This window comes from Flavobacterium zepuense (assembly GCF_007097145.1).
In the GTDB taxonomy this organism is placed as follows: domain Bacteria; phylum Bacteroidota; class Bacteroidia; order Flavobacteriales; family Flavobacteriaceae; genus Flavobacterium; species Flavobacterium zepuense.
Genome location: NZ_VJVZ01000005.1, coordinates 61830 through 85671, shown reverse-complemented (window position 1 = coordinate 85671; position 23842 = coordinate 61830). Strand labels below are relative to the sequence as shown.

At 41.5% G+C, this 23842-nt stretch carries 24 protein-coding genes and 1 tRNA gene; 11 read left to right on the top strand and 14 right to left on the bottom strand.

Annotated elements, in window-relative coordinates:
• The first annotated feature begins 39 nt into the window (after nt 1–39).
• The 4 genes from FMM05_RS09200 to FMM05_RS09185 all read left to right on the top strand — a co-directional run bounded on the left by FMM05_RS09200 (nt 40) and on the right by FMM05_RS09185 (nt 5264).
• On the top strand, nt 40–1878 hold the full coding sequence (locus FMM05_RS09200; RefSeq protein WP_143373079.1) for a M61 family metallopeptidase: 1839 nt from the start codon (nt 40–42) through the stop codon (nt 1876–1878).
• A gap of 127 nt (nt 1879–2005) precedes the next feature.
• Entirely contained in the window at nt 2006–3880 is a 1875-nt protein-coding gene (locus FMM05_RS09195) for a T9SS type A sorting domain-containing protein (protein WP_143373078.1), read from the top strand.
• Between the two features lie 165 nt (nt 3881–4045).
• On the top strand, nt 4046–4777 hold the full coding sequence (locus tag FMM05_RS09190) for a DUF4369 domain-containing protein (RefSeq protein WP_143373077.1): 732 nt from the start codon (nt 4046–4048) through the stop codon (nt 4775–4777).
• A gap of 34 nt (nt 4778–4811) precedes the next feature.
• Complete coding sequence (locus tag FMM05_RS09185) at nt 4812–5264, top strand: hypothetical protein (protein WP_143373076.1); 453 nt, start codon at nt 4812–4814, stop codon at nt 5262–5264.
• Nucleotides 5265–5269: 5 nt separating this feature from the next.
• Here the strand turns inward: FMM05_RS09185 and FMM05_RS09180 are convergent, their stop codons facing one another.
• From FMM05_RS09180 to FMM05_RS09140, 9 genes are all read right to left on the bottom strand, one after another.
• On the bottom strand, nt 5270–5872 hold the full coding sequence (locus tag FMM05_RS09180; RefSeq protein ID WP_143373075.1) for a 5'-methylthioadenosine/S-adenosylhomocysteine nucleosidase family protein: 603 nt from the start codon (nt 5870–5872) through the stop codon (nt 5270–5272).
• Nucleotides 5873–5950: 78 nt separating this feature from the next.
• Nucleotides 5951–6024: transfer RNA gene (locus FMM05_RS09175), tRNA-Thr, on the bottom strand.
• Between the two features lie 80 nt (nt 6025–6104).
• Nucleotides 6105–6371 (bottom strand): hypothetical protein, encoded by a 267-nt coding sequence (locus tag FMM05_RS09170; RefSeq protein WP_143373074.1) that lies wholly within the window; start codon nt 6369–6371, stop codon nt 6105–6107.
• A 55-nt stretch (nt 6372–6426) separates the two neighbouring features.
• Nucleotides 6427–7395 carry a type I phosphomannose isomerase catalytic subunit gene (locus FMM05_RS09165; protein ID WP_143373073.1) on the bottom strand — a complete coding sequence of 323 codons (969 nt, stop codon included), beginning with the start codon at nt 7393–7395 and terminating at the stop codon, nt 6427–6429.
• 6 nt (nt 7396–7401) lie between these two features.
• On the bottom strand, nt 7402–7812 hold the full coding sequence (locus FMM05_RS09160; RefSeq protein ID WP_143373072.1) for a 6-carboxytetrahydropterin synthase: 411 nt from the start codon (nt 7810–7812) through the stop codon (nt 7402–7404).
• Nucleotides 7813–7896: 84 nt separating this feature from the next.
• Nucleotides 7897–8424, bottom strand: a complete 528-nt coding sequence (idi, locus tag FMM05_RS09155; protein WP_143373071.1) for an isopentenyl-diphosphate Delta-isomerase — start codon at nt 8422–8424, stop codon at nt 7897–7899.
• Nucleotides 8425–8590: 166 nt separating this feature from the next.
• Nucleotides 8591–8734: a DUF2256 domain-containing protein gene (locus tag FMM05_RS09150; protein WP_143373070.1), complete on the bottom strand. Its 144-nt coding sequence runs from the start codon at nt 8732–8734 to the stop codon at nt 8591–8593.
• Nucleotides 8688–10022 (bottom strand): ABC1 kinase family protein, encoded by a 1335-nt coding sequence (locus FMM05_RS09145; RefSeq protein ID WP_143373069.1) that lies wholly within the window; start codon nt 10020–10022, stop codon nt 8688–8690. The genes FMM05_RS09150 and FMM05_RS09145 overlap by 47 nt, the downstream gene beginning before the upstream one ends.
• A gap of 4 nt (nt 10023–10026) precedes the next feature.
• Nucleotides 10027–10695, bottom strand: coding sequence for a TetR family transcriptional regulator C-terminal domain-containing protein (locus FMM05_RS09140; RefSeq protein ID WP_143373068.1), 669 nt, complete (start codon nt 10693–10695; stop codon nt 10027–10029).
• 247 nt (nt 10696–10942) lie between these two features.
• Here FMM05_RS09140 and FMM05_RS09135 point away from each other — a divergent pair, with 247 nt between their 5' ends.
• Both FMM05_RS09135 and FMM05_RS09130 read left to right on the top strand, forming a co-directional pair.
• The gene (locus FMM05_RS09135) at nt 10943–11836 is read left to right on the top strand and encodes an AraC family transcriptional regulator (RefSeq protein WP_143373067.1); all 894 of its coding nucleotides are present in this window, start codon (nt 10943–10945) and stop codon (nt 11834–11836) included.
• Nucleotides 11837–11948: 112 nt separating this feature from the next.
• Nucleotides 11949–12668 carry a siderophore-interacting protein gene (locus FMM05_RS09130; RefSeq protein WP_143373066.1) on the top strand — a complete coding sequence of 240 codons (720 nt, stop codon included), beginning with the start codon at nt 11949–11951 and terminating at the stop codon, nt 12666–12668.
• A gap of 1 nt (nt 12669) precedes the next feature.
• On the opposite strand, the gene FMM05_RS09125 is transcribed toward FMM05_RS09130, so the two are convergent.
• Nucleotides 12670–14232, bottom strand: a complete 1563-nt coding sequence (locus tag FMM05_RS09125) for an NAD(P)/FAD-dependent oxidoreductase (protein WP_143373065.1) — start codon at nt 14230–14232, stop codon at nt 12670–12672.
• A 117-nt stretch (nt 14233–14349) separates the two neighbouring features.
• On the bottom strand, nt 14350–15405 hold the full coding sequence (locus tag FMM05_RS09120) for a DUF2891 domain-containing protein (RefSeq protein WP_143373064.1): 1056 nt from the start codon (nt 15403–15405) through the stop codon (nt 14350–14352).
• A gap of 100 nt (nt 15406–15505) precedes the next feature.
• Between FMM05_RS09120 and FMM05_RS09115 the strand changes: the two genes are divergently transcribed.
• Complete coding sequence (locus FMM05_RS09115; RefSeq protein ID WP_143373063.1) at nt 15506–15742, top strand: hypothetical protein; 237 nt, start codon at nt 15506–15508, stop codon at nt 15740–15742.
• A gap of 112 nt (nt 15743–15854) precedes the next feature.
• On the opposite strand, the gene recQ is transcribed toward FMM05_RS09115, so the two are convergent.
• The gene (gene recQ, locus FMM05_RS09110) at nt 15855–18050 is read right to left on the bottom strand and encodes a DNA helicase RecQ (RefSeq protein WP_143373062.1); all 2196 of its coding nucleotides are present in this window, start codon (nt 18048–18050) and stop codon (nt 15855–15857) included.
• An 89-nt stretch (nt 18051–18139) separates the two neighbouring features.
• Here recQ and FMM05_RS09105 point away from each other — a divergent pair, with 89 nt between their 5' ends.
• From FMM05_RS09105 to lptB, 4 genes are read left to right on the top strand one after another with little or no spacing between them, the layout of a single operon-like run.
• A complete protein-coding gene (locus tag FMM05_RS09105; RefSeq protein WP_143373061.1) occupies nt 18140–19105 on the top strand; it encodes a KpsF/GutQ family sugar-phosphate isomerase in 966 nt (321 codons plus the stop codon).
• Between the two features lies 1 nt (nt 19106).
• Nucleotides 19107–19934: a twin-arginine translocase subunit TatC gene (tatC, locus tag FMM05_RS09100; protein WP_185965545.1), complete on the top strand. Its 828-nt coding sequence runs from the start codon at nt 19107–19109 to the stop codon at nt 19932–19934.
• Entirely contained in the window at nt 19927–20289 is a 363-nt protein-coding gene (locus tag FMM05_RS09095) for a carboxymuconolactone decarboxylase family protein (RefSeq protein WP_143373060.1), read from the top strand. Before tatC ends, FMM05_RS09095 begins: the two co-directional genes overlap by 8 nt.
• A 9-nt stretch (nt 20290–20298) precedes the next feature.
• Complete coding sequence (gene lptB / locus FMM05_RS09090; protein WP_143373059.1) at nt 20299–21099, top strand: LPS export ABC transporter ATP-binding protein; 801 nt, start codon at nt 20299–20301, stop codon at nt 21097–21099.
• A gap of 412 nt (nt 21100–21511) precedes the next feature.
• On the opposite strand, the gene FMM05_RS09085 is transcribed toward lptB, so the two are convergent.
• Together FMM05_RS09085 and FMM05_RS09080 are read right to left on the bottom strand one after the other, a co-directional pair.
• Nucleotides 21512–21889, bottom strand: coding sequence for a 2-dehydro-3-deoxyphosphooctonate aldolase (locus FMM05_RS09085; protein WP_235894388.1), 378 nt, complete (start codon nt 21887–21889; stop codon nt 21512–21514).
• A 66-nt stretch (nt 21890–21955) separates the two neighbouring features.
• On the bottom strand, nt 21956–23836 hold the full coding sequence (locus tag FMM05_RS09080; RefSeq protein WP_143373058.1) for an acyltransferase family protein: 1881 nt from the start codon (nt 23834–23836) through the stop codon (nt 21956–21958).
• Nucleotides 23837–23842: the final 6 nt, after the last annotated feature.

Sequence of the window (23842 nt, the reverse complement as noted above, 5' to 3'; positions counted from 1 at the left end):
CACCCTAAACCCTACTTATCTAAAACCTAGATACACATTATGAAAAGATTTATTTGCACGCTGGCTATGGCGTTAACCATGGGCGGTTTTGCCTATGCACAAAAAGGCAAAGAAGTTAAGGTTGCTATAGACCTTAAAGACATTAAGGATGACAAAGTACTGGTTACCGTTATTCCGCAGCCTTTAGATACCGAAACAACAACCTATTACGTACCTAAAATTATACCGGGAACCTACTCTGAAGACAATTACGGTAAATGGATTGAAGGCTTTAAAGCTTTTGATAAAAAAGGTAAAGAACTTACCGTAGTTAAAGGAGACGATAACTCATGGAAGATATCGGGCGCTAAAAAACTGGCTAAGGTAACGTACCTGGTTAATGATACGTTTGATAACGAAACCCAACAGGAAGATGCTATTTTCTCACCATCAGGAACCAATATCCTTGCAGGCGAGAACATTTTACTTAACACTCACGGTTTTGTAGGTTATTTTGAAGGTAAGGGCGAACTTCCTTATGAGGTTACCATTACCCACCCTGCTACGCTTTGGGGAGCTACATCTATGGTAGATACCAATGCAAGTAATGAAGTTGATGTATTTACAACTTCACGCTACCCTGAATTGGTAGACCATCCTATAATGTACTCTAAACCGGATTATACTACTTTTAAAGTAGATGATATGGATATTATCATTAGTGTATATTCGCCTACAGGCAAAGTAAAAGCTGCGGATATTACCCCGGCTATGGAGAAAATGATGAGGGCGCAAAAAAAATTCCTTGGCCCTATAAACAGTACCAAAAAATACAGTGTCCTTATTTACCTTTCTTCAGCCGGTAAAGAAGATGCACAGGGCTTTGGCGCTTTAGAGCACACTACTTCAACTACAGTAGTGCTTCCTGAGCAAATGCCGGAGGAGCAGCTTAACGAAACGCTTAAAGACGTTGTTTCTCACGAGTTCTTCCACATTGTAACCCCGCTTAGTGTGCACAGTAAAGAAATTCAGTTCTTTAACTACAACACTCCTAAAATGAGTGAGCACCTTTGGATGTACGAAGGTGTTACCGAATATTTTGCCAACCTTTTCCAAATCCAGCAGGGGCTTATAGATGAGGATGCTTTTTTAGGCCGTATCGCCGATAAAATTGCACAGGCCAAACGTTTTGACGATACCATGCCATTTACAAAAATGAGTAAGAACGTATTGGAGCAACCGTACAAAGATGCTTATGTAAACGTATATCAAAAAGGTGCCCTTATTGCAATGTGCCTTGATATTCAGCTTCGTGAAAGCAGCAATGGCCAAAAAGGTATTTTAGCCTTAATGCGCGACCTTAGTAAAGAGTATGGTAACAATAAGCCTTTTAACGACGAAGACCTATTTGGTAAAATTACCACACTTACCAACCCTACGGTTGGCGAGTTTTTAAAAACCTATGTAGCGGGCAATACGCCGATACCTTACGATACTTATTTTGCTAAAATGGGCGTTACTAAAACTACCGTTAAAAAGCCGGGTAATCCGTTTATTAAGGGTGAACAGGAGCCGTACATTGGTGTAAACCAAACTAAAGAGATATTTTTAAGGAGCGATATAGAACCTAATGAATTCTTTAGCACACTTGGCGTTAAAAAAGGCGATATTATACTTGCCGTTAACGATACCAACTACAACCTTGATAATATTTACGACATGATAATGAGCAGCACCAACTGGAAAGACGGCGAAACTATTAGCATGAAAGTTAAGCGCGATGGCAAAGAGGTTGTTCTTAAAGGCAAGGTAAAAATGCCTGTAGACGATGTTGAAGGCTACCACGCTACCGATGCTTCTAAAGCTAAGCTAAGGGAAGCATGGCTTAAAGGAAATTAATATAACATCAATTGATATTCATCCCCTGCCCTTAAAAAGCAGGGGATTTTTAGTTTCTTAAAAAACTTAACACCTACGTAACCAACATATTAAAAAATTATGTAATTTGCAGTAAAACCTTACTGCTATGAAGAAATTTTTACTTTCCCTTATTTTTATGTGTGGGCATTTTGTATATGCCCAGGATTCAAGCCAGTGTTCTGGCGCTTATCCGTTATGCGGGTCATTGGGTGTACCCTTTGCTAACGTTATAAGCGGAACACCTGCAAACCCGGTTAACGACTACGGTTGCCTGGCTACTCAGCCCAATCCCGTATGGTTTATTTTACCGGTTAGTCAAAGCGGTAGCTTTGTTTTCGATTTGGAACAGTATACACTGGGCGGCACCCCTATTGATGTTGATTTTATTTGTTACGGCCCTTTTGAAGATGCCAACGCCGCATGCGACCTATTACTTACCGAAGAAAACACCGTTGATTGCAGCTACTCAGGAAGCGCGTTTGAAACTGTTAATATAGACAATGCCGTTGCAGGCGAATATTACATCCTGCTTATTACTAACTTCTCAGCGCAGGCAGGAAATATTACCATTAACAATACTCCCCAATCAACAGGGGTTTTAAATTGCGCAGGCATTAACCTAACTGCCTTTTTAGACAGTAATGCCAACGGCATACAGGATAATGGCGAAGGCCCCTTCCCGCTTGGCGATTTCGTGTATCAGGGCGATACTGAGGCGGCACCACATAGTGTAACTTCATATAATGGAAACTATACAATCTATGGCGTTTCTAACAGTACAACTTACGACATCCAATATACACTTCCCGCAGAGTATGCCGCTTATTACACTGTAGCACCATCATCGTATGATGATGTTCCGCTTGGTGCAGAAAATTCTATTGCTACCTATACTTTTGCCGTTACGCCTGTAGGCGATTATCAGGATGTAGCCGTATATGTTATACCAACGGGTAATCCAATGCCGGGCTTTACGTATACCGAGACCCTTATTTATACCAATCTTGGCAACCAGATCGTTCCATCAGGCACAGTAAGCTTTACTAACGATGCACTGGTTACAATTACAGATATTTCTGAAACCGCAGCGGTAACGACAACTACCGGATTTGACGTTGCGTATACCAACCTTGCTCCCTTTGAAACCCGAACCATAGTAGTAACTATGGAAGTACCTGTAATACCTACCGTTAACCTTGGCGACCTGTTAACCTCATCGGCAACTATAACTCCATTAACAGATGATGTAACGCCCAGTAACAACAGCTCACAAACAGTACAGACAATTATAGGATCATACGACCCTAACGATAAAGTTGAGTCGCACGGGCGCGATATCATCATTGATGATTTTACAGAAGATGACTATCTGTACTACACCATACGGTTCCAAAACTCGGGTACGGCAAGTGCGGTAAATGTTAGGATAGAAGATTTATTAGATGGCCAGTTAGATGCAAACACTGTAGAAGTTCTGCACGCCAGCCACGATTTTACATTCAGCAATACAAACAACAATCTTGTATGGATATTTAATAACATAATGTTACCTGCCGAAATGAATGACGAACCCGGCAGCCACGGTTTTGTATACTTTAAAGTAAAACCGGCTATAGTTACAGTAGAAACAGTTATACCTAATACCGCCAGCATATATTTCGACTTTAACCCGGCTATCGTTACCAATACTTTCGAGACACATTTTATGGCCCCGCTTAGTGTTAACACGGTTAATGCAGCTAATTTTGTTGTATACCCTAACCCAACTAAAGACATTATAAATGTTGCAGCAGGCAGTAAAGCTGATATAATAACAGCAGTAAGAATTTATGATATTACAGGCAAAACGCTTTATACAAACAATAACATTACTACAAACAGCCTGCAAATAGACGGGTCTACATTTGCATCCGGTACTTATTTTATAGAAGTTACAGGAAACAACAATTCTAAAACAGTACAAAAGCTTTTAAAACAATAAAGATTTTCAAATATAATAGTAACGGCCGCCAAAATAGCGGCCGTTACTTATTTTAAGCTTTATCGTTTAAATAAAATAATTTATCAGCTTCATAAAATTCTATATCGAAATAGCTGCTAAGCATAATTTTCATTACTTTGCGGAAATTTTAACACTGTTGCTTTCATGAAAAATATGTTGCTTGCCCTTAGTGCACTTGTATTGCTTGTTGCCTGTAATAAAGAAGAAGACCATAGCGATGCTAATGTGCACATTACAGGTACTATTAAAGGTTTTAAAAAGGGTAAACTGTTCATTCAAAAATTTGCTGATACGGCTATGGTAAACATCGACACTATAGTAGTTGATGGCAGCCCTAATTTTGAGAGCCATTTAAAACTGGATTCGCCCGAGATGCTGTATCTGGTAATCGACAGGGTTAAAAGTAATTCGGTTGATGATAACCTGCCATTCTTTGCCGAGCCGGGAAATATTAAAATTGATACATACTTAGAGCGTTTTTATTCGGATGCAAAAATCACAGGCTCTAAAAACAACGATGTATACAAAGAGTTCTTAACGGTTAAAAAGCGCCTTACCGATGCAAGCCTGGATCTTGTTGCAAAGGATATAGAGGCACGTAAAAGCAAAAATATAGCACAGCTGGATAGTATTTCGCTACAAAGCGATCAGCACTTAAAAAGGCGCTATCTTTATACAGCCAACTTTGCACTTACCAATGCCAAGTATGAGGTTGCCCCTTACATTGCGCTATCTGAAATTCCGGATGCCAATACAAAATACCTTGACACCATAAGGAAAAGCATGACTCCTAAAGTAGCAAATTCACTTTACGGCAAGATGCTTACTAAATATGTAGCCGACCGCAAAAAAGCCGAGGCAGCACCTGTACAATAGTTTATAGTTTCAGTATTCAGTCAGCACATAGCAAATGAAAATAAAATTTAAACATAGGGCAGATAATTACTTTTGGGTTACTGCCCTTTTAATTTTTATTGTGGGATTGTTTCAGTTTATGCTTAGTAATGAGCGTATGATGCTCATCAACATATACGATACGTACTATGTTGTAAACAAATTTCATTTTGCACTTTTTTGTACGCAGTTTTACTTTTTAATTGGGGCAATATACTGGCTCTTGTATAAATCTAAACGCAATATCAATCCAAAGCTCACAAAATTGCACGCAAAGGCAACCACAGGCATTGTTTTTATCTACCTAATTGCTCTTCCAATAGTAAACTACCTTGATAGCGGAATTTTGAGCAAAGGCTACGCCAACCTGCTCCTTGTGTTGGTTATTGCAATTTTTATACTTGCCCAGCTATTATTATTGGCAAATATTATTGTTGGTTTGGTTAAGGGTAGGAATACTACAAATTAGCCGCGTTACATCTGCAAACTCACTATTGCCGCCTTTAAAGCAGCAGCAGCATGCTTAACCATTTGCGGCCAGTCTTCGGCAGCAGCGCCATCGGCACAATCAGAAATATACTTTAAACACAAAAAAGGAATCTGTTCCTGCATGCACACCCACGCCAGCGGGTATGCCTCCATATCTATCACACTATAGTCTGTCGTGTTATGGTCTACCACAAAACTGTCGCCTGTGCCGCATATGCCTTGTGGCATACCGTCGATTTTAAGGCCGTTTATAAGCACCGGATCGTGGACAGCAAAGGGAGTTTCATATTTTTTAAATCCGAGCGCTGTAACGTCCATATCGCGTTGTACAAACTCAGTGCAGCACACTACATCGCCACACTTATGGGTTAAACTGCCCGCAGATCCTAAATTAACAACTATACCGGGCCTTTGCTTATCTATAGCCTTTACTAAGTGGTATAGAGCATTAAGCTTACCTATACCAACAAAAAGCGGGTTAACATCGGCAAACTCCTGCGATGCCTCCGACTCTAAAGCAAAAACGTACAAAGGGTTTTGCGCAAGCAGTTGTTTAATATCGGTGTTATTATAGGCGGGAAGCAGCATGGTAAACGAATTTAAAAATTTTACCCAAATATAGAAAAAACAAAACCGCCTTAGTTTCCTAAGGCGGTTGTTTTATTGAGCCGATAGAGGGACTCGAACCCACGACCTGCTGATTACAAATCAGCTGCTCTAGCCAGCTGAGCTACACCGGCGTTCTCAATACGGGTGCAAATATAATAGCGGATTTTAAATTTCCAAAATTATTTTGGCACTTTTTATTGATTTTTTTTGATTAAAGTGCGTTGATCTTTGCAACAAGCTGACCCGCAGTTTCTTCTAACTGTTTGTTAATTTGTTTAAAGTGCGCTTTTTTATTTTCTACTTTTTTAGCGTTAACTTGTTTAATTAAGTTATCAAAAGTACTAATTGCCTCATCTACTATCGCTTCTGATTTATCAGATGGTTTTCCTGTTGTAGAAAGCTCAGTAAGGTATACTGCTTCAATAATATCGCCTAATACAAAATTGATGTCTTTTTTTAGATTTCTTACACTTGACATGTCTCTATGTTTTTAATTTATTTTGCAAAACTACAATTAATCGCCCACTTATCTGTTAAGAAATATATATTTCTAACAAAGTGGCAGTTCCCGTTAGCGAATATGCCGTTAAATCAGCTGGCACAAGTACCGTATCGCCCTTTTTAAACGCATAGGTTTCGTTATTTGCCTCAAGGGTATATTCTCCTTCTGTACAAATGTAAACGGTAAAGCTATCGCCGCTTTTGCTAATATCGGTATAGCCGTTTAGCGGTAAAAAGTTCGTGGTAAAATAAGGGCAGTCTACCACGGTATTGCTCTTATTCTCGTCTTTGGTATATTCTTTTTTAGTATCGGTAGTATTATAGTTCATAGCATCCAATGCCTGCTCTACATGCAGTTCGCGGCCTTTACCGTTAGCATCTACCCTGTCCCAGTCATAAATACGGTAGGTAATATCGCTGGTTTGCTGGATTTCGGCAATCACGATGCCGGCACCTATGGCATGAATAGTACCTGTCTCTAAAAAGTAAACATCGCCTTTTTTAGCTTCTTCCTGGTTAAGGATATCAATAAGGTTTTTGCTTTCCAGCTTGTCTAAATACTCCTGCGGACTCGATTTTTCTTTAAAACCCACAATAATGCGCGATCCTTTATCGGCCTGCATTACATACCACATTTCGGTCTTGCCAAAAGAGTTATGACGTTGTTTAGCCAGTTCATCGTTAGGATGCACCTGTATAGAAAGATCTTCGCGGGCATCTAAAAACTTAAACAACAGCGGAAACTGCGTACCAAACTGCGCGTGCACTTTATCGCCAAGTATCTCTGCCGGATACTGCTCCAGCAAATCGGTTAACGGTTTGCCTTGGTATTCGCCTGCCTTAACAACACTAACATTGTTATTAACTGTAGAAAGCTCCCAGCTTTCGCCGGTAGTTTGGGTAGGTATATTTTTACCAAGATCGGTCTTTAATTTTGTGCCGCCCCAAATCCTGTCCTGCAGTATCGGTTCAAACACTAATGGGTATAATTTTATGCTCATAATACTTTATTCTCCTTTATAGGTTACAAAATTTCTTGGGGTTTCGTATAAGGTAATCTCTAATGTAAGTGCGGGGTCTATACGCTTACGCATGCGGTTCCATATCATTACGGCAATATTTTCGGCGGTAGGGTTCAGGTCGGCAAACTCCGGTACGTCAAGGTTAAGGTTTTTATGGTCAAAAGGGGTTTCCACCTCATCAACAATAATATCCTTTAGTATTTTTATATCAATAACATACCCGGTCTCAGGGTCTATTTCGCCGGTAACGCTTGCAATAAGTTCGTAGTTATGCCCATGAAAGTTCGCATTGTTGCACTTGCCAAAAACAGCATTATTGCGCTCCTCCGTCCAGTCCTTACGATAAAGGCGGTGGGCAGCATTAAAATGGGCACTACGGCTTACGGTAACTTTCATAGTTATTGGTTAGTAGTTGTCGGTTGTTGGTTGATAGCAGCTTACTGCGACTGAAAACTGCAACTGTTCACTGAAGACTGGCAACTATATCTTATGTTCTTCTAAAAAATGGTAAAACTCATCAAATATTATCCTGAACCAAACGGTGTACAACTCCGGGTGGCTTTGCATATCACTCTTAACATCATCTATAGCCATCCATTTCCAACTTTCGGCCTCTTCGCGGTTTATTTGCGGGGCATCATCATAATAGCCTATCATAACATGGTCAAACTCATGCTCGGTAAGGCCATTATCAAAAGGGGCTTTGTATATGAATGAGAACAATTCTTTAAGCTCTGTAGTAAAACCCATTTCTTCTTTAAGCCTGCGTGTACCGGCCTCAAGGTTGGTTTCGCCGTTGCGCTGGTGGCTACAGGTGGTGTTGGTCCATAACAGGGGCGAATGGTATTTTTGTGCAGCTCGCTGTTGCAGCATTACCTCGTTGTTAGAGTTGAGCACAAAAACCGAGAACGCACGGTGCAGTAACGCCTTTTCGTGTGCTTCCATTTTTGGCATCAGCCCTATGGGCTCATCATGTTCGTTAACCAGTATTACTTGTTCTTCTGTCATATCCTTTAATAGCTTTCAAAAATAAGAAAAGTTTTGCGGAAATGAAGTGGTTTAACTTTTTGATAAGCGTTGTTAAGGATTATTACACAAAGTAGCGCAAAGAAGGCGCAAAGTTTCACAAATAGCAAGACACGAACCTACCATCTGGCAAATTCGTGTCTTGCTATTATCTCCTACACTTATCACTACAGTATTTTACCTCATCCCAATTCTTTTCCCATTTTTTGCGCCACGAAAACTCTCGCCCGCATGTAGCACAGGACTTAGACGGCAGATAGTTCTTGTTGCCCTTGAAGGTGGTACTTTTCATAATCATTAATTTTTATGACAGACCCCAGGTCGGCCAACAGGCTGTACAGCCCAAAGAACATGCGGTTTACATAAATAAAGTGTTTAGAGCCACGATTACCATTCATTTTACGAAGGGTTTTATCGTTAGCGAACTTTTCACTTAGCTCGGCAATTGCACCTGTGAATGACGGATCAGAAAAATCAAATGTTTCTGCCTCGTAAGGCCTTGTAAATACCTGCAATAATTCTTTAAACAATCCTGTAAAAAAATCGGCATCCGCAGGCGAATCATTCACTTTCAGTACTTCAAGTTCAATTAATTTCTGGCGGAACAACGCATCATTTTCCAGCACGCCTTTTTGTATCAGCTCAAAATACGGAATATAAAAGCTGTCCGGTATTTTTTTCATGCAGCCAAAGTCAATGGCGATAAGGTTGGCCTCTTTATCCACCAAAAAGTTACCGGGGTGCGGGTCGGCATGAAAATATTTAAGCTTATGTATCTGGAACATATAAAAATTAAACAGCGCCTGCCCTATCCTGTCGCGCTCTTCCTGAGAGTGCAGTACCTTGGTATATTCAGATAAATGGATACCCTCCATCCAGTCCATAGTGATGATCTTTTCGCACGATAATTTAGGATAGTACTGCGGGAAACGCAGGTTCTCTATATTCTCGCAGGCCTGTCTCACAAATTCACTTTGCTGGATCTCTAACACATAGTCGGTTTCCTCGGTTAGTTTATCCTCAATTTCCTGAAAATACTCGTCTGATGTGCCCTGAAGGTTAAACATCCTTATGGCGATTGGTTTTACAATAGCAATATCGGTACTTATGCTGTCCCTAACGCCGGGATACTGAATTTTAACTGCAAGGTCTCTACCGTCTTTCTTAGCGCGGTGCACCTGCCCTATGCTTGCAGCGTTAATAGAGTCGGCACTAAATTCGTCAAACAGCACATGTGGTTCTGTACCAAAATACTTTTTAAACGTTTTAACCACTAATGGTGCCGAAAGTGGCGGAACTGAGAACTGGCTCAACGAAAACTTTTCTACATAGCTTTGCGGCAGTAGGTTTTTTTCCATACTCAGCATTTGGGCTACTTTAAGGGCGCTGCCTTTAAGTTCTTTAAGCCCGTCGTAAATGTCAGCGGCGTTATTTTCGTGCAGGGCATCTTTGGTTAGCTCTGGGTTAACCATTTTTTGCCCGTAATATTTAAGGTAATTCCCCCCTACCTTCACTCCTGTGGTAACCAGTTTGGCAACCCTGTCAATCTTATTTGTGGGGATAGAATCTAATCTTTTCATGTAATTAAGCTGTAAATTTTTCTTTGAAGATGAATTTGCCCAGGTCGAAAAGGCTGCCCAGTGGCGAGTTGTACACTAAATCGTTAGATGCCTTAACCGATTTCTCGATGAAAATATCGGTTTTCTCAAAACCCGGGGAAGTGTCTTTGAGCCAAAATTTAAAGATGGATAAAAACTGTAGCCAGGCTGCTTCGCGTAGGGCATCACCCTGAAATTTATCTGCTTTTTGGTTTTTAAGCTCAAAAGGTTTGTCTAAAACTGACTGTGCAAATTTTCCAAACTCAGCACGAAGCTCTTTAAGCTTGCGGATGTTATCAAACGTATTTGACCCCTCGTTAAGGCTGTACACCACAAAGCTCCTGTTAGCCGTGGCAATCTCAAAGAAAGTAAAATAAAAGGCGCTTAGCTTTTCTACACCGCCAAAATCGGCATACGTTGGCGACGGCTCCAGCGTTTCTAAAGCATGATTAAACATCTCTACAAAGTAAAAACGCTCCAGCGAATCGAACGATGCAAAAAATTTATAAAAGTCGGCTTCTTCAAAACCGTTCTCTTTAGCAAACTTATAAACCGTTGCAGGCTTGTGGCCGTGCATAAGGCAATAGTCAGAATATTTATCTATAATGTCCGATTTGGTAAGTTGCTGTGGTGGTAATATTTTTTTTGTAGCCATAATTGAGTTCAGATTTAAGATTGCAGATTCAAGATTTAAAAAATCCGGAATCGTAGATTATCATAACAAATTTAATACCTAAATTAACATCAAGCCGTTGAAGCCATGTTAATTATCGTTCAAAAAAAATGAAAGATAAGATGGTGATCATAACTATCATCAATACAACAAAACAGTATTTTTATGATAGATAAAACAGCAAAACAATTAGACATTTTAAATGTAACAGAGGGTTTTTTCTTTAATTTTGATAAATTTTAATTACTGTACTGCCCTGAAAAATTCTATAACAATACCACTTAACAAACAGGATGCCAGCGCCACAAACGGCATTACTGTTAAATACATGCGTCCTGTAATTACTAAAGATACTGAGCAATATGCTAACCACGATGTGTTTGACAAGCACATGGATGATTATTACATCATTCTGATGGTGACTAAGGGAAACGCTATTATGCACTGCGGTATGGAAAATATTACCATTAGCGCTAATGGCCTGTTGGTTATAAAACCGTTTCAGGTACACGGCATCATAAATATCAGCGATGATATTGAGGGTTATTTTACAGGAATAGAATCGTTTTTAATACCCGCCCAATGCCGTGCCGTATTTAATAACCTCGCCCCTAAACAGCAATTTTTACACCTTACACCACAGCAAACACTTGTAAATACTGTAAAGCTGTTGCATGAAACATCAGAAGGAAATAACCTGCATAAAAACGCTATAATCAATGGGCTGTTTACAGCTTATATCCATCAGGTTGCGGCGCTTTATGAGGCAACATCTACCCTTGTAGAAAGCCGCCAAAACCAGGCCGCAACCATTACAGAACAGTTTAATACCCTGCTTTCACAACATTCTTTTTTAGAGCTGCCCTCTTTCTTTGCCCAAAAGCTAAACATTACTACTGCACACCTTAACCACTGCCTAAAAACCACTACCGGCTTTACAATAACCCACTGGCTACAAGAGGCTATGATAAACGAAGCCAAACAGTTGATTTATTATACTGATAACGACATCAAGCAAATAGCCTACATACTGGGCTACCAGGATCATGCTTATTTTGCCCGCCAGTTTAAAAAGATTACAGGGCAAACCCCATTAGCTTTCCGTAAAAAATTCCGCGAATAGTACAATAATAGCCCTTTATCCTTTAACAGATAAAACGCTATCCGGCAGTTACTTTGCACAATAATTTAGGCTTTCTAATCAATACAGCCAATTTAATTAATTGTAACGCAAAATGGGAATCTTAAATTCTATTATCGATATCATATCAAACAAGGCAACTGTAATTTACAAACAACAATTAACGCCCAAAACCTGGCACATTAAACTTAAAGTTAATGGTGCCGACTTTAAAAACTACATTCCGGGAGAGCATCTCAGGGTTTTAGTGGGCAGGCACAACAACGCCAACCTTAGCGATATGGTGCGCACCTATTCGGTTTGGAATTATGACGAGCTACAACAAACGGCAGACCTGGCTGTGTGTACATTTTCGGACGGATGGGGAGCACAATGGGCTAATAAAGTAGCTGTAGGCGATCCCGTATTGTACAGCGGCCCTAAGGGCAAATTCACAATAGATAATTCTGCTCAAAATTACCTGCTTTTAGGTGATGTTTCTGCACTATCGCATTTGTACGAACTGCGCAGGCATGCGGGCATCAACAAAAATGTAACGGGGATTATTTATGCTGATAGTAAAGACTTTATTTTCCCCGACCTAAGCAATTCAACACCTTTTGGTTATCTTAAAAATGAAGAAAATATTTTAGAAACCGTTATTACAGAAGTAGTATGGAACAACATCCCTAAAGAAAACACACTGGTTTATATTGCCGGCGAAACTGCTTTTTGCACGGGTATGAACAACTATTTTAGAAAAGTACAGGAGTGGCCATCCAAACAAATTAAGACAAAGCCTTTTTGGCATCCCGATAAAAAGGGGTTGGAATAATTTAAACCAAATCAGCACATTTAAGCGCACATTTTTCTCCATCTATAGCAGCAGAAATAATACCCCCGGCATAACCGGCACCTTCACCACAAGGGTAAAGGCCTTTTATTTGTACGTGCTCAAGAGTTTCAGGGTCGCGTGGAATGCGAACCGGTGATGAAGTACGCGATTCAGGCGCATGCAGTATGGCTTCGTTGGTTAAATAGCCCCGCATTGACTTGCCAAAATCTATAAAGCCCTGGCGCAGCGTTTGCGTTAAGAAACCCGGAAACACCTGACCCAATTCTACAGGTGTAGTACCCGGCACATAAGATGTTTTAGGAATATCCGCCGACACTTTACTTTGGGTAAAATCGATCATGCGTTGGGCAGGTACGCGTTGCGTTTCGCCTGCAAGGTGCCAGGCACGCTGCTCAATGCTTTTTTGGAATTCCATCCCTGCAAGGGCACCAAATTTTGCAAACGGTGCAAAATCTTCCAGTTTTAGCTCTACTACGATACCGGAATTTGCGGTTTCCTGGTCGCGTTTAGATGGGCTCCAGCCGTTAGTTACTACCTCGCCGGGGCTGGTGGCACACGGGGCAATTACCCCACCGGGACACATACAAAATGAGTACATGCCACGGCCGTTAACCTGCTTTACAATGGCGTAAGGTGCTGGCGGTAAAAACTCGCCACGGCCCGTATTAAAATCGCAACTGTATTGTATGCTGTCTATTAAGCTTTGCGGATGCTCTGCACGAACGCCAAGGGCAAACGGCTTTGCTTCTATATAAATTTTCTTTCTATCAAGTAATTCAAAGATATCGCGCGCAGAGTGGCCTGTTGCCAGTATAACTTTCTTAGCGTTAATAGTATCGCCTTTTTGAGTCACTACGCCCTGAACTGCGTTGTCTTTAACCAGAATGTCGGTCACTCGGGTTTCAAACAATACCTGTCCGCCAAATTCAATGATCTTTTCGCGCATAGACGCGATTATTTTAGGGAGTTTGTTGGTACCAATATGCGGGTGGGCTTCCACTAAAATTTCATCGGATGCTCCAAAACCCACAAAAAGCTGCAATATTCGGTCTACATCCCCGCGTTTTTTAGAGCGCGTGTACAGCTTGCCGTCAGAGTAAGTACCGGCACCACCTTCGCCATAGCAGTAATTACTGTCTTCGCTCACAATATGATCGCGGTTAATTGCTTTAAGATCGCGGCGACGCTCCTGAACATCTTTACCCCGCTCTAAAACAATAGGTTTTATACCAAGCTCAATTAACTGAAGCGCAGCGAACAAACCCGCGGGGCCGGCGCCAATTATGATAACCTCGGGGCTGTTATCCACGTTTTTATAGTCAGGTAAGCTTACCGGTTTTTCAACATATTCTTCTTTGTAATACACCGCCAGCTTAAGGTTTATTTTAATGGCTTTTTGGCGGGCATCTATAGAGCGCTTTACTATAGTAATGTGGCTAATATCGGCGGGACTAACCTGCATTAATTTAGCAACATGATCTAATAGTAAAGGCTGCTGTGCGGCAACCTCGGGGGCTACCTGTATTTGAAGTTCTCTTGGCATGGCGCAAAAATAACATTTTTTTAGTTATTGGTTGCAGGATGTCAGTTCTCAGTCTCAGTTCTCAGCGTAACGAATGCGTAAGCCTACGTATCTCTGCTTACTGCGACTATAAACTGCTTACTCCCCTTTCTCCTCAAAAGCGTGCAGTGCAAACGATGCCAGCCAATGTTCCCCTTCATAATTACCGTCTACAATGGCGGGTAACGAAAAGTTGAGGTGTGCATCGGCCAGTTGCCTTAAATGGCCCAATTGCTTAGGGTATTGTTTGGCAAGGCGGTAAAAGTTCCATGCGCGGCTAAAGTTGAGCCCATCAAGGTGTACAAGGTGGCCATCACTACGGTCGGATACTTTACCTGGCTCCCATTTATAATTTTTATCAAACAGCGGCTTTGCAAAATCTTTAAGCCATTTCAGGAATTCTTTTTCGGGCATAATGCGCTGCATGATAGCAATTTCTTCCATACATGGCGATAAAAAATCGGTACCGCTGGGCTCCCATGTAAAGGGGCAATCGGCATCATTTTTAAAAAGGCGCAACGCATTATCGCGCAGGCTGTTTTGCAAAGGCAGGTTATTTGCATAAACAGCATAATCCCAGGCCAAAGCCATACCAAAAGCCGTATTGGTGTGCGAACCTACCCTTAGCGGATAGTTAAGCTTAGGCAGAAATTCTATATAACGCTCTATAATGATGTTAGTTAATGGCTTTAAATTGACAGCCATTTCTTTATGATAACCCTTAGTTGAAGTTTCCAGCTCCAGCTGAAGTTTTAGCACCCACGCCCAGCCGTATGTACGTTCATACGATTTTTCGTGCGGCTTGTTAAGGTAGGCTACCTCCTGCTGTATGTTCTCTTTTGATAAGTTTACTTTTAGCTTACTGATGATCTCCTGTTTGTTTTCCAGGTTTGGAAAATGCTTTAGCAGGTACACCAAACTCCAATGCCCGTGAACGGATGAGTGCCAGTCGAAACAGCCATAAAATGCAGGGTGTAGTTTTTTAGGCCCGGCAAGCTCGGTAGAGTCTGCCAATAGCTGGCTCAGTTTGTTGGGGTATTCCTGTTGCAGGCATTTAAGCGGAAGCTTGGCAAGGCCGTTGGCGCGTTCCTGCGTTAGGCTCTGTGCAAAAGATATAGTGGTTACAAGGAGTAAGGCAGCTGCGTAGTTCTTCATTTAAGATGGATGTATAAATTCAAAAATACATATTTATTCTGTATTTAAGCCGGCTGCAAACTTTGTAACTTTGCCATTCGCAAATTTTGACATACACACTATGAGAAAAATAAAACTTATATGGGATTTTAGGGGGCCTGCCGCCGCTAAAACCGCCGAACACCACGAAATTCACCTGAAAGAATACATAGCAATGGAAAAACTGCCGCTAAATATTACGGGCTTTACGGTTGTAAATGATATGCATGCTATTGCTTTTATGGTTGTAACCGATGAGCACATGATACCTGTAAGGGATGCCCTGAAGCCACACCGCGGGGAGTTATATGAGGGATAGTTTTTAGGTTGTTAGTTGTTGGTTAACAACAGCTTCACCCAAATAAAAAAGCAGCGATAGATTTACTACCGCTGCTTTTTTTGTCTGACAACTATCAACTGTGAACCGATAACTAATTCGCTACTTCGCTAATAAACTTAATGCGCATCAGCCTTAGCTCTTCGGTATCATAGTCGCCATCAAATTCTTTAAGGGCATCCTTAATACTATCCGTTTCGCTTTCCATGTAATAATCGTGGATCTCTTCCTGCTGCTCATCGTCTAATATATCATCTACCCAGTATTTTATATTAAGCTTGGTACCGGCATATACAATCTGCTCCATTTCTTTAAGCAGTGTATCCATGTCGATTCCTTTTGCTTTGGCAATATCATTTAATGACAGTTTCCTGTCGATATTCTGAATAATATACAGTTTTAGTGCTGAGTTTGCACCTGTTGTTTTAACCACAAGGTCATCCGGACGCATAATATCATTATCCTCTACATAGCGGGCAATAAGCTCTACAAAGTCTTTACCGTACTTTTTAGCCTTACCCTCGCCCACGCCGTGAATGCCGCTAAGTTCTTCTACAGTTATAGGGTATTTAAGCGCCATATCTTCCAGAGACGGATCCTGAAACACCACAAACGGTGGAACCCCAAGCTTTTTAGCCACTTTTTTACGAAGGTCCTTCAGCATATTGGCCAACACTTCATCGGATACTCCCGATGATTTGGCATTGGTTACCGTGGTTTCGTCATCGCTTTCGTTATAGTCGTGGTCTTCGGTCATCATAAAAGAGACAGGGTTCTTTATAAACTCCTCTCCTTTTTTGGTAAGCTTAAGCACTCCATACGTTTCTATATCCTTGCTAAGGTAATCAACCACAAGCACCTGCCTTATAAGGGCCATCCAGTGCTTTTCTTCATACTCCTTACCTACGCCAAAAAACGGCTGGGCATCGGTCCTGTGGGCTTTTATAACAGCGTTAACCTTGCCTGTAAGCGTGTACACGATCTCTTTACTCTTATACATCATTTTTGTATCCCTAACCACCTCAAGCAGCGTAACAACCTGGTCTTTAGCTTCTTTTTTCTTCTTAGGATTACGGGTATTATCATCCATTTCGGCACCTTCGCCGGTTTCGGCATCAAATTCCTCACCAAAATAGTGCAGCAGGAACTTGCGTCGGGACATCGAAGTTTCGGCATATGCCACAACTTCCTGAAGCAAAGCAAAACCTATTTCCTGTTCGGCTATTGGCTTGCCACTCATAAACTTTTCAAGCTTTTCTATATCCTTATAGGCATAGTAGGCAAGGCAATGGCCTTCGCCACCATCTCTGCCCGCACGGCCTGTTTCCTGGTAATAGCTTTCCAAGGATTTTGGAATGTCATGGTGAATTACAAACCTAACATCGGGCTTATCTATACCCATGCCAAAGGCAATGGTAGCCACCACCACCTCTACATCTTCCATAAGGAACATATCCTGGTGGCGGGCACGGGTTTTGGCATCAAGCCCTGCATGATATGGCACGGCAGTAATTCCGTTAACCTGCAGCACCTGTGCAATTTCCTCAACTTTTTTACGGCTAAGGCAGTATATTACCCCCGATTTACCCTTGTGCTGGCGTATAAAACGGATAATATCTCCCTCTACATTCTTTGTTTTAGGACGTATTTCATAATAAAGGTTGGGCCTGTTAAACGATGCCTTAAAGGTGTTTGCATCGGGCATGTCCAGGTTTTTAAGGATATCCTCCTGTACCTTGGGCGTAGCCGTGGCGGTAAGGCCAATAACCGGCACATCGCCAAGATTGCGGATGATGGTCCTTAAATTGCGGTATTCCGGCCTAAAATCATGCCCCCATTCTGATATACAGTGGGCTTCATCTATGGCCACAAAAGATATAGGCACCCCCTTTAAAAAGGTGGTATACTCTTCTTTAGTAAGCGATTCCGGAGCCACATACAGCAGTTTGGTAAGTCCGGATGTGATATCCTTCTTTACCTGGTTGATCTCTGTTTTGGTAAGCGATGAGTTTAATACGTGGGCAATGCCGCTTTCGGACGAAAGGCTCCTAATGGCATCAACCTGGTTTTTCATAAGCGCAATAAGCGGGGATACCACAATAGCGGTCCCTTCTAACACCAGGGCGGGCAGCTGATAACACAGCGACTTACCGCCTCCGGTAGGCATTATTACAAACGTGTTATTGCCTGAGATGATACTGTGAACAACACCTTCCTGCAGGCCTTTGAATTTGTTAAAACCAAAATATTTTTTTAACTCTTTATGTAAGTCAATTTCGGTCGATTTCATTATATCAATTATAGTAATTTACATAAATTTGCAGAACATAAAGATACAAAAATCTTTTAAACCCGCAACTTTTTAAACAATTAGCAAGTTTGACAAATACCGAAGCAATACTGGCATCTGCCAGGAAAACCATACTTTCTGAAAGTGAGAGCATTGCCGCACTATCCCAATATTTAGACAACGATTTTGCAAGTTCTGTACAAAGCATATACAACTGCAAAGGCAGGCTGGTTATAACCGGTATAGGTAAAAGCGCCCTTATTGCTGCAAAAATTGTTGCCACTCTTAATTCTACAGGTACACCAACGCTTTTTTTACATGCCGCAGAAGCCATTCATGGCGACTTAGGCATGGTGCAGCCGGGCGATGTGGTTATCTGTATCTCTAAAAGCGGCAACAGCCCCGAGATTAAAGTACTGGTACCCTTACTTAAACGCGGCGGCAACATACTTATTGGCATGACGGCTAATAAAAATTCGTTTTTAGGAAAAGAATCCGATTACGTGCTTCATGCGTATGTAGAACAGGAGGCCGACCCTATAAACCTTGCCCCTACCAACAGTACCACGGCACAACTGGTTTTAGGCGATGCCCTTGCAATTTGCCTTATGGAAATGCGTAACTTTACCAGCCAGGACTTTGCAAAGTACCATCCCGGTGGTGCATTAGGAAAAAAGCTGTTACTTCGCGTAGGCGATATGCTGGATGGTACGCACAGGCCGATAGTGGCGCCAACCGCGGGTATTAAAGATGTGATCATGGAAATATCTGAAAAGAGGCTTGGTGTTACCGCAGTTATTGATAATGAGAAGCTTATAGGCATTATTACCGATGGAGACATTAGACGCATGCTTAACGACAGGGATAGTATTGCCGGGGTTACCGCTGCCGATGTTATGACGCGCAACCCCAAAACAATTACAACCGCAAGCATGGTTAAAGATGCTTTAAATACAATGGAAAACCACGCCATTACACAACTTGTTGTGGCAGATGATGGCGAATATAAGGGCATATTGCACCTGCACGATATCTTAAAAGAAGGAATAGTTTAACATGGCAAAAACCAAGAGTGTGGGCGGCGAAATGTCGTTCCTTGATCATTTAGAAGAACTGCGCTGGCTGCTGGTACGCAGCAGTATAGCAATTGTTATCTGTGCGTGTGTAGCCTTTACATTTAGCAGCTACATTTTTGAAAACATAATTTTTGCACCCACCAAAACCGACTTTTTTACCTACCGCGTTTTTTGTGATATTGCTACAAAATATGACCTCGATAAGAGTTTTTGTGCCGCAAAATTCCCTTTTTCACTGCAAAGCCGTACTATGGACGGGCAGTTTTCTACCGATATATGGACCTCTGTAACAGCGGGTATAATCCTCGCTTTCCCCTTTATTTTATGGGAGTTCTGGAAATTTATACGCCCTGCCTTGTATGATAAAGAGCGCAAAAATGCAGTAGGCTTTATACTATCTACCTCGCTACTATTCTTTTTAGGGGTGCTATTTGGCTACTACCTTATTATGCCGCTGTCTATCAACTTTTTAGGTAATTACCAAATCAGTACGGTGGTAGAAAATAATATTGATATAGACTCTTACCTCAGCCTCATAAAAACAACGGTTATATCGTGTGGACTGGTATTTGAGATGCCCATCATTATCTTTTTCCTTGCTAAAATTGGGCTCGTAACTGCCGAATTCTTAAGGAAATACCGAAAATACTCGTTAGTGATAATCCTGATTATTGCTGCAATAGTAACGCCTCCAGACGTTGTTAGCCAGCTGATTGTTACCATACCACTTATGATATTGTATGAGGTTAGCATACTTATTGCAGCACGAATGAATAAACGCAAACTAAAAGAAGAAGCAAATGGCTGATATAGTACAGGAATTTAACGACTACCGCCAAAAGATGAACGACAAACTTTTGGCCGATAACAATAAAATTGTTAAGCGTATATTTAACCTGGACACCAACGCTTATATGCCTGGTGCCCTTGATGTTAAGACTAAAGAATTGCTGGGCCTTGTGGCATCGGCGGTGCTGCGTTGCGATGATTGTGTAAAATACCACTTAGAGACCAGCCATAAGGAAGGCCTTAGTAAAGAGGAAGTTATGGAGGCACTGGGCATTGCCACACTTGTGGGCGGCACCATTGTTATCCCGCACCTGCGCCGTGCCTATGAGTTTTGGGAAGCGCTGGAAGAAAAAGCAGCCGGCGACACTATATAACTGATTACCATGAAATTAAGAGCAGATAACTTAATAAAAACCTACAAAGGCCGCAGTGTTGTAAAAGGCATATCGGTAGAGGTAAACCAGGGCGAGATCGTAGGGCTCTTAGGGCCTAACGGTGCCGGTAAAACTACCTCTTTCTACATGATCGTGGGGCTTGTAAAGCCCAACAGCGGCAAGATATACCTTGATACTATGGAGATTACAGATTTCCCTATGTACAAGCGAGCCCAGCACGGCATTGGCTACCTTGCCCAGGAAGCATCGGTATTCAGGAAGCTGAGTATTGAGGACAATATTATGAGCGTTTTACAGCTTACCACCCTCTCTAAAAAAGAGCAAGAGGCTAAGATGGAGGCACTTATAGATGAATTTTCCCTGCAGCACATACGTACCAACCGAGGCGATCTACTTAGCGGTGGCGAGCGCCGACGTACCGAAATTGCCCGCGCACTGGCTACCGACCCCAAGTTTATCTTGCTGGATGAACCCTTTGCAGGGGTAGATCCCGTGGCCGTTGAGGACATCCAACGTATTGTGGCTCAGCTTAAAGACAAGAATATCGGCATCCTGATTACCGACCACAACGTACAGGAAACCCTTGCCATTACCGATAAAACCTACCTGATGTTTGAGGGTGGTATCCTAAAAGCAGGAAAACCCGAGGAACTTGTTCAGGATGAGATGGTTAGAAAGGTATATTTGGGTCAGAATTTTGAACTTCGTAAGAAAAAGATCGATTTTCATAAGGCAAAAGGCGAAACAGATACTGCCGATGCTACTGTCCCCGATCAGGAAAATTTTTAATATATTCATTATAAGCAAGCAGGTTAAAACCTGCTTTTTTTGGCTTAATATTTCACTTTTGGATTTTGAGTTGCACAAAATATCTGTATTTATACCCAAAAATTATAGTATTACACTTACAAAATACTTAATATTTCACTTTTGGATATTGAGATAAGAAATCAAAATTGAAAGATTAAAACATTGAAAGATTGAAATATTATTAGAAAATTCAATATGGAGTTTAAAATTTTGAGTTGCGATTAATCACGCATTAAATTCAAATCGGTCATCAACCCATGAAATTAATTTTCACGATATATCGTAAAAAATGATTCAACAGGGTTTGAGTTTCCATGAGATAAAATTGATCGATTAATTATTTGAGTGCATCAAAACTAAAAATACCGCACTTATATTTTTCTTACAACAGTTACTTTATTAAAAATCCTTTAGGAGCATATAACTTAGCCTTATCATACATATTAATATATAGTTTCTTTGGCACACTATCCCCCTGTACGGTTACCATATAAATATCTAAAAGCCCCATCCCTAAAAAGCCTTTAGACGTTTCAAAATGGCAGCAGCTACCATTTCTTGTATAGGTTATGCGTTCTCCATTAGGCCCCTTAAGCCTGTTAAGGTAAGCCCTCTCATTAGCTGGGCCGTCGCCCACGCCACCCACTTTTATTGGGTTATTTTCAGAGTAGCCGTAATCATCTGCAACCTTTGCAGCTTTGCCGCCTGCACCGGCAGCACAGCCTACAGCTAAAATAGCCATACAGCCGTAAAGAAGTAAGTTTTTCATGTTTGTGAATGGTTGGTTATCTTCCAAAAATAGCAAAGAAAATTAATGCAACGCATTTCAAACAAACTATTTATCAGCCTTTATGTCAAAAAATTCTTTCGCTATAGGGTTACCCTTAATTTTTTGCACAAGCAGGTCGGCGCCATATTTTGTAACATGATCTTTGTCCCTCATATAGGGTTCGTTGTTTTTAGATAAAGGTGGAAAGTCACCCCTGTTTAGCACCTCTATGTAACTTCCCTTAAGATGGCTCGCCAAATAATCATCAATATCATTCGTGTAACCATCAAGGTAAAAATCGTTGTTTGCGGTGCCATACTGCCACGCCCGTGCTGCAACTACAGGGTACGGAACGGTATAGCGTTCGGTCTGCCCGATAACAAACACGGGGATATTGTATTTCTTAAGATACGCCAGCGACTCTTTAAGTCCCTCTAAAATACTATCGCGCTCCACAAGCCTTTGCCCAGCCCAGTTACCTGTTATGATAACCCCATCGATCTTACCGGCATTTTTAGGGATAAAATCATGGTACACGTAATCCATCAACTGCCTGATATTGTTCTTTTTATTATAATAGCTTTTTACGGTAGGCAATGTAGCCGTAGCCGTGGCCTGTAAAAAATGAATATCAGTGCCGGCAAAACCTTCATCTAACGACTGTGCCAGTTGCGCCATGTGGCTGTCGCCGATGAGCAGGATGTTCTTTTTACCGGGTTCAATACAAAGGCAGGGCTCTTTTTTGTAGGCAGGCATAGCCTCAACAAAACAAGTACCTTTTTTATATTGATTGAAGAATTTAGCCCCGGCCACAGTGTAACCGGCAATAGCATGCGTTTTTTTATCGAACAACACCGCATTGGCATTGCAATAACTCAGCATATATGCCCCTGCGCCTGCTAAAAGCATAGCGAAGACTACAAACCGTTTTCGCCTATAAGTAATGCTTTCAATATATATAAAGGACAGGTAGCCTAATAGTACTGCAACCGCGCAATAGGCAGCTACTACAAGAAAACCCGTTCCCAGACCGTAATATTGGGCAATTACATAAACCGGCCAGTGCCAAAGGTATAATGAGTAGGATATTTTGCCGATGAATTGCATGCTGCTGTGGCGTACCACTACAAAGTTGTTATAGTTGGCCACTATAATTAAAAACGTACCCATAACAGGCAGGAGCGTGTAAAATCCCGGCCAGGGCAATGCCTCATCAAACAAATAAAAGCTTGCCAGTATCATACTATAACCCACGAGTGCAGCACCTCTTTTAAACCGGAAGGATGCAAAGCGGACTTCAGCAAAAAAGGCAAGTCCTCCAAAGAGCATTTCCCACGCACGCGCAGGCAACAGGTAAAAAGCATACCCGGCACTATACTTATAAATTGCAATGGCCAGAACAAACAATAACAAAGTGAGCACTATAAATACCGGCTTAAAAACACCCTTGCTTAAAAACCTGTGCATCAGCCAAAGCACCAACGGATAAACAAGGTAAAACTGCCACTCTACCGAGAGCGACCACGTATGCAAAAACATATTACCATCGGCCGACGGGGCAAAGTAAGACGATACTTTACTACGATATACAATGTTAGAGATAAACGCTATGCTTGCAGCAGCATTTCGGGATAGCAATGTATAATCAACCGGAAAATAAAAAAAGAAACATGCTATGGTAAGTGTTACGGCTAAGAACAGTAACGCAGGTACAATGCGGTGCAGCCTGCGCTCAAAGTAGTCAGAGTAAGAAAATGTGCCTTTATCAATCTGGCTCATAACCACACGGCTCATCAGGTAGCCTGAAATTACAAAAAACACATCTACCCCGGCAAAGCCCCCTGTAAAGGCAGGCACTTTATAATGAAACAAAAGCACCCCAATAATAGCAATGGCCCTAAGGCCATTAATATCATACCTGAACGATGGTTTTGTTACGTTACTCATACCACG

Coding starts and splice junctions, on each gene's coding strand:
- FMM05_RS09200 (WP_143373079.1), top strand. CDS start 40: ATGAAAAGATTTATTTGCACGCTGGCTATGGCGTTAACCATGGGCGGT.
- FMM05_RS09195 (WP_143373078.1), top strand. CDS start 2,006: ATGAAGAAATTTTTACTTTCCCTTATTTTTATGTGTGGGCATTTTGTA.
- FMM05_RS09190 (WP_143373077.1), top strand. CDS start 4,046: ATGAAAAATATGTTGCTTGCCCTTAGTGCACTTGTATTGCTTGTTGCC.
- FMM05_RS09185 (WP_143373076.1), top strand. CDS start 4,812: ATGAAAATAAAATTTAAACATAGGGCAGATAATTACTTTTGGGTTACT.
- FMM05_RS09180 (WP_143373075.1), bottom strand. CDS start 5,872: ATGCTGCTTCCCGCCTATAATAACACCGATATTAAACAACTGCTTGCG.
- FMM05_RS09170 (WP_143373074.1), bottom strand. CDS start 6,371: ATGTCAAGTGTAAGAAATCTAAAAAAAGACATCAATTTTGTATTAGGC.
- FMM05_RS09165 (WP_143373073.1), bottom strand. CDS start 7,395: ATGAGCATAAAATTATACCCATTAGTGTTTGAACCGATACTGCAGGAC.
- FMM05_RS09160 (WP_143373072.1), bottom strand. CDS start 7,812: ATGAAAGTTACCGTAAGCCGTAGTGCCCATTTTAATGCTGCCCACCGC.
- idi (WP_143373071.1), bottom strand. CDS start 8,424: ATGACAGAAGAACAAGTAATACTGGTTAACGAACATGATGAGCCCATA.
- FMM05_RS09150 (WP_143373070.1), bottom strand. CDS start 8,734: ATGAAAAGTACCACCTTCAAGGGCAACAAGAACTATCTGCCGTCTAAG.
- FMM05_RS09145 (WP_143373069.1), bottom strand. CDS start 10,022: ATGAAAAGATTAGATTCTATCCCCACAAATAAGATTGACAGGGTTGCC.
- FMM05_RS09140 (WP_143373068.1), bottom strand. CDS start 10,695: ATGGCTACAAAAAAAATATTACCACCACAGCAACTTACCAAATCGGAC.
- FMM05_RS09130 (WP_143373066.1), top strand. CDS start 11,949: ATGGGAATCTTAAATTCTATTATCGATATCATATCAAACAAGGCAACT.
- FMM05_RS09125 (WP_143373065.1), bottom strand. CDS start 14,232: ATGCCAAGAGAACTTCAAATACAGGTAGCCCCCGAGGTTGCCGCACAG.
- FMM05_RS09120 (WP_143373064.1), bottom strand. CDS start 15,405: ATGAAGAACTACGCAGCTGCCTTACTCCTTGTAACCACTATATCTTTT.
- FMM05_RS09115 (WP_143373063.1), top strand. CDS start 15,506: ATGAGAAAAATAAAACTTATATGGGATTTTAGGGGGCCTGCCGCCGCT.
- recQ (WP_143373062.1), bottom strand. CDS start 18,050: ATGAAATCGACCGAAATTGACTTACATAAAGAGTTAAAAAAATATTTT.
- tatC (WP_185965545.1), top strand. CDS start 19,107: ATGGCAAAAACCAAGAGTGTGGGCGGCGAAATGTCGTTCCTTGATCAT.
- FMM05_RS09095 (WP_143373060.1), top strand. CDS start 19,927: ATGGCTGATATAGTACAGGAATTTAACGACTACCGCCAAAAGATGAAC.
- lptB (WP_143373059.1), top strand. CDS start 20,299: ATGAAATTAAGAGCAGATAACTTAATAAAAACCTACAAAGGCCGCAGT.
- FMM05_RS09085 (WP_235894388.1), bottom strand. CDS start 21,889: ATGAAAAACTTACTTCTTTACGGCTGTATGGCTATTTTAGCTGTAGGC.
- FMM05_RS09080 (WP_143373058.1), bottom strand. CDS start 23,836: ATGAGTAACGTAACAAAACCATCGTTCAGGTATGATATTAATGGCCTT.